The sequence below is a fragment of the Bacteroides sp. 2_2_4 genome, from assembly GCF_000157055.1.
Taxonomy (GTDB): Bacteria; Bacteroidota; Bacteroidia; order Bacteroidales; family Bacteroidaceae; genus Bacteroides; species Bacteroides ovatus.
In genome coordinates, this window is sequence record NZ_EQ973383.1 from 1 (window position 1) to 5,239 (window position 5,239).

At 47.8% G+C, this 5,239-nt stretch carries 2 tRNA genes and 3 rRNA genes; all 5 read right to left on the reverse strand.

Features of this window, described 5'->3' with window-relative positions:
* Window position 1 precedes the first annotated feature (1 nt).
* Window positions 2-112 (reverse strand): 5S ribosomal RNA (rrf, locus tag BSCG_RS0128230).
* A gap of 77 nt (window positions 113-189) precedes the next feature.
* Window positions 190-3,069, reverse strand: a 23S ribosomal RNA gene (locus BSCG_RS0128235).
* A 160-nt stretch (window positions 3,070-3,229) separates the two neighbouring features.
* Window positions 3,230-3,303, reverse strand: a tRNA-Ala gene (locus BSCG_RS00235).
* A 63-nt stretch (window positions 3,304-3,366) separates the two neighbouring features.
* A tRNA-Ile gene (locus tag BSCG_RS00230) sits at window positions 3,367-3,443 on the reverse strand.
* 185 nt (window positions 3,444-3,628) lie between these two features.
* A 16S ribosomal RNA gene (locus tag BSCG_RS0128240) occupies window positions 3,629-5,153 on the reverse strand.
* Together the 16S, 23S and 5S rRNA genes with 2 tRNA genes alongside form the textbook arrangement of a ribosomal RNA operon.
* Between the last annotated feature and the right edge of the window lie 86 nt (window positions 5,154-5,239).

Sequence of the window (5,239 nt, forward strand, 5' to 3'; positions counted from 1 at the left end):
AAAACGGCGGCTACCTACTCTCCCACTGTTACGCAGTACCATCGGCGTGACGAGGCTTAACTTCTCTGTTCGGAATGGGAAGAGGTGGAACCCTCGTGCTATAACCACCTGAAGAAGGTTATGACATGATGAAAAGTAAAATTTCAGTGTCTAGCAAGCTAAACGTATATACCCAACCGGTACATGTCCGAAAGAAAGTGAACGGGCAATTAGTAATGCTCGGCTTTGATGTTACCACCTTTACACCTGCATCCTATCAACGTCATCGTCTTTGACGACCCTAAGAAATCTAATCTTGTGGCTGGCTTCGTACTTAGATGCTTTCAGCACTTATCCAATCCCGACTTAGATACCCAGCAATGCACCTGGCGGCACAACTGGTAAACCAGCGGTCAGTCCAACACGGTCCTCTCGTACTAGTGTCAGAGCCACGCAAATTTCATACGCCCACGATAGATAGAGACCGAACTGTCTCACGACGTTCTGAACCCAGCTCGCGTGCCACTTTAATGGGCGAACAGCCCAACCCTTGGGACCTTCTCCAGCCCCAGGATGTGACGAGCCGACATCGAGGTGCCAAACCCCTCCGTCGATATGAGCTCTTGGGAGGGATCAGCCTGTTATCCCCGGAGTACCTTTTATCCTTTGAGCGATGTCCCTTCCATACGGAAACACCGGATCACTATGCTCTAGTTTCCTACCTGATCGACTTGTCTGTCTCCCAGTCAAGCGCCCTTATGCCATTACACTCTACGGACGGTTACCAATCGTCCTGAGGGCACCTTTAGAAGCCTCCGTTACACTTTTGGAGGCGACCACCCCAGTCAAACTACCCACCAAACAGTGTCCTCGTAACAACGAGTTAGAACTCAAATAATCAAAGGGCCGTATTTCAACAGCGACTCCACAAATACTGGCGTACCTGCTTCAAAGTCTCCGGCCTATCCTACACATCAATTACCCAAATTCAATGTTAAGCTATAGTAAAGGTTCACGGGGTCTTTTCGTCCCATCGCGGGTAATCGGCATCTTCACCGATACTACAATTTCACTGAGCTCACGGTTGAGACAGTGTCCAGATCATTACACCATTCGTGCAGGTCGGAACTTACCCGACAAGGAATTTCGCTACCTTAGGACCGTTATAGTTACGGCCGCCGTTTACTGGGGCTTCAATTCAATGCTTCTCTTGCGATGACATCTCCTCTTAACCTTCCAGCACCGGGCAGGTGTCAGGCTGTATACGTAATCTTTCAATTTGGCACAGCCCTGTGTTTTTGTTAAACAGTTGCCTGGACCTATTCTCTGCGCCCAACTCTCGTTGGGACCCTTTATCCCGAAGTTACAGGGTCAATTTGCCTAGTTCCTTAACCGTGAATCACTCAAGCGCCTTAGTATATTCAACCCGACTACGTGTGTCCGTTTGCGGTACGGGTACCTTAAAGATTAAGTTTAGCGGATTTTCTTGGGAGTATGCTTACACGCACTATTACCTTATTCCGAAGAATTTGGTATACTATCAGGTTCGACTCTTATCCCGGATTTGCCTGGGATAATCAACATCTACACCCTTCAACGGACTATTCCGTCAGTCCGCGGCGCTGTCACTCCTCCGTCTCCACGTCACTCCTTAAGGTAGTACAGGAATATTAACCTGTTCTGCCATCGGCCTCACCGTTCGGCTGAGCCTTAGGACCCGACTAACCCTGATCCGATTAGCGTTGATCAGGAAACCTTAGTCTTTCGGCGAGGGGGTTTCTCACCCCCTTTATCGTTACTTATACCTACATTTGCTTTTCCACACGCTCCAGCAAAGCTCACGCTTCACCTTCGACGCAGAGTGGAATGCTCCCCTACCGATCCTTACGGATCCCATAGCTTCGGTAAATTGCTTAATGCCCGATTATTATCCACGCCAAACTCCTCGACTAGTGAGCTGTTACGCACTCTTTAAATGAATGGCTGCTTCCAAGCCAACATCCTAGCTGTCTTAGCAATCTGACTTCGTTAGTTCAACTTAGCAATTATTTCGGGACCTTAGCTGATGGTCCGGATTCTTCTCCTTTAGGACATGGACCTTAGCACCCATGCCCTCACTCCTGGGATCGAACTACTGCGCATTCGGAGTTTATCAAGACTTGATAGGCGGTGAAGCCCTCGCATCTTATCAGTCGCTCTACCTCACAGTAGTAATTCCCAAGGCTGCACCTAAATGCATTTCGGGGAGTACGAGCTATCTCCAAGTTTGATTAGCCTTTCACCCCCACCCTCAGTTCATCCGGAAGCTTTTCAACGCTTATCGGTTCGGTCCTCCAGTTAGTGTTACCTAACCTTCAACCTGACCAAGGGTAGATCACTTGGTTTCGCGTCTACTCCTTCCGACTAATCGCCCTGTTAAGACTCGCTTTCGCTTCGGCTGCGGATCTCAAGATCCTTAACCTTGCCGGAAAAAGTAACTCGTAGGTTCATTATGCAAAAGGCACGCCGTCACTGCTGAAGCAGCTCCGACCGCTTGTAGGCGCACGGTTTCAGGGACTATTTCACTCTTCTATTCGAAGTGCTTTTCACCTTTCCTTCACAGTACTGGTTCGCTATCGGTCTCTCGGGAGTATTTAGCCTTACCGGATGGTCCCGGCAGATTCACGCAAGATTCCTCGTGTCCCGCGCTACTCAGGATACCACTACGCTTCATTTAGCTTCGAATACCGGACTATCACCGTCTATGGTTTCATTTTCCAAAGAATTCTTCTCACTAAATTTCTTGCGAGAGCGTGGTCCTACAACCCCAATATTGCCGTAACAACATTGGTTTGGGCTAATCCCCGTTCGCTCGCCACTACTAGGGGAATCATTATTATTTTCTTTTCCTACAGGTACTAAGATGTTTCAGTTCCCTGCGTTAGCCTCTTGCTATGCAAGATGTCATTCCTTCAGAATGACGGGTTGTCCCATTCGGAAATCTTCGGATCAAAGGTTATTTGCACCTTCCCGAAGCTTATCGCAGCTTATCACGTCCTTCATCGCCTCCGAGAGCCAAGGCATCCGCCATGCGCCCTTGCTTACTTTCTTTCAAACGTTTTATTCTCGTACTGGTATTGGTAGTGGAATTGCTTCCTTCTATCAATATTGCATACTCGAACACGTACGGTTTGATATATACTTTTAGCTCTTACTAAAATTTTACTTTTTGTACATCATGTCAAAGATCGTTTCTCTTTTTCAGAGATCGTGGAGAATAACGGATTCGAACCGTTGACCCTCTGCGTGCAAGGCAGATGCTCTAGCCAGCTGAGCTAATCCCCCAAGAGGTTATTCAAGAATTTTGTTTTTTAGCTTTTAGCTTTCCCTGTTCCTCATTCTTGAGCTTGGTAGTCCCAGGCAGAGTTGAACTGCCGACCTCTACATTATCAGTGTAGCGCTCTAACCAACTGAGCTATAGGACTAGTTCAACCTTGTCTACCTGTATGTTAGACTCGGCTTCTTTTTTCTCTTGTTTATCTCTATCTATACTTCTATAGATGGTTGATCTATATATTATAAATAAACAAGTACCAGTAGTACAAAAAACAGAACCTTTAAAGTCTTTAAGTGGCTGCCACGTTTTGTGACAGTTACGGCATCGCTCCAGAAAGGAGGTGTTCCAGCCGCACCTTCCGGTACGGCTACCTTGTTACGACTTAGCCCCAATTACCAGTTTTACCCTAGGACGCTCCTTGCGGTTACGTACTTCAGGTACCCCCGGCTTTCATGGCTTGACGGGCGGTGTGTACAAGGCCCGGGAACGTATTCACCGCGCCATGGCTGATGCGCGATTACTAGCGAATCCAGCTTCACGAAGTCGGGTTGCAGACTTCGATCCGAACTGAGAGAGGTTTTTGGGATTAGCATCCTGTCACCAGGTAGCTGCCTTCTGTACCCCCCATTGTAACACGTGTGTAGCCCCGGACGTAAGGGCCGTGCTGATTTGACGTCATCCCCACCTTCCTCACATCTTACGACGGCAGTCTCTCTAGAGTCCTCAGCATAACCTGTTAGTAACTAAAGATAAGGGTTGCGCTCGTTATGGCACTTAAGCCGACACCTCACGGCACGAGCTGACGACAACCATGCAGCACCTTCACAAATGCCTTGCGGCTAACCTGTTTCCAGATTATTCATTTGCAATTTAAGCCCGGGTAAGGTTCCTCGCGTATCATCGAATTAAACCACATGTTCCTCCGCTTGTGCGGGCCCCCGTCAATTCCTTTGAGTTTCACCGTTGCCGGCGTACTCCCCAGGTGGAATACTTAATGCTTTCGCTTGGCCGCTTACTGTATATCGCAAACAGCGAGTATTCATCGTTTACTGTGTGGACTACCAGGGTATCTAATCCTGTTTGATACCCACACTTTCGAGCATCAGTGTCAGTGACAGTCTAGTGAGCTGCCTTCGCAATCGGAGTTCTTCGTGATATCTAAGCATTTCACCGCTACACCACGAATTCCGCCCACCTCTACTGTACTCAAGACTCCCAGTTTCAACTGCAATTTTACGGTTGAGCCGCAAACTTTCACAACTGACTTAACAATCCACCTACGCTCCCTTTAAACCCAATAAATCCGGATAACGCTCGGATCCTCCGTATTACCGCGGCTGCTGGCACGGAGTTAGCCGATCCTTATTCATATGGTACATACAAAATCCCACACGTGGAATACTTTATTCCCATATAAAAGAAGTTTACAACCCATAGGGCAGTCATCCTTCACGCTACTTGGCTGGTTCAGACTCTCGTCCATTGACCAATATTCCTCACTGCTGCCTCCCGTAGGAGTTTGGACCGTGTCTCAGTTCCAATGTGGGGGACCTTCCTCTCAGAACCCCTATCCATCGTAGTCTTGGTGGGCCGTTACCCCGCCAACAAACTAATGGAACGCATCCCCATCGATAACCGAAATTCTTTAATAGTAAAACCATGCGGTTTTAATATACTATCGGATATTAATCTTTCTTTCGAAAGGCTATCCCCGAGTTATCGGCAGGTTGGATACGTGTTACTCACCCGTGCGCCGGTCGCCATCTTCACTATTGCTAGCGAAATGCTGCCCCTCGACTTGCATGTGTTAAGCCTGTAGCTAGCGTTCATCCTGAGCCAGGATCAAACTCTTCATTGTAAAAGTATTTTTATCATCCCTTAGGATGACTTTTTTGCTCTGTTCAGGACGCCGTAAATTTATTGACCTTATTCAAATACCTATTA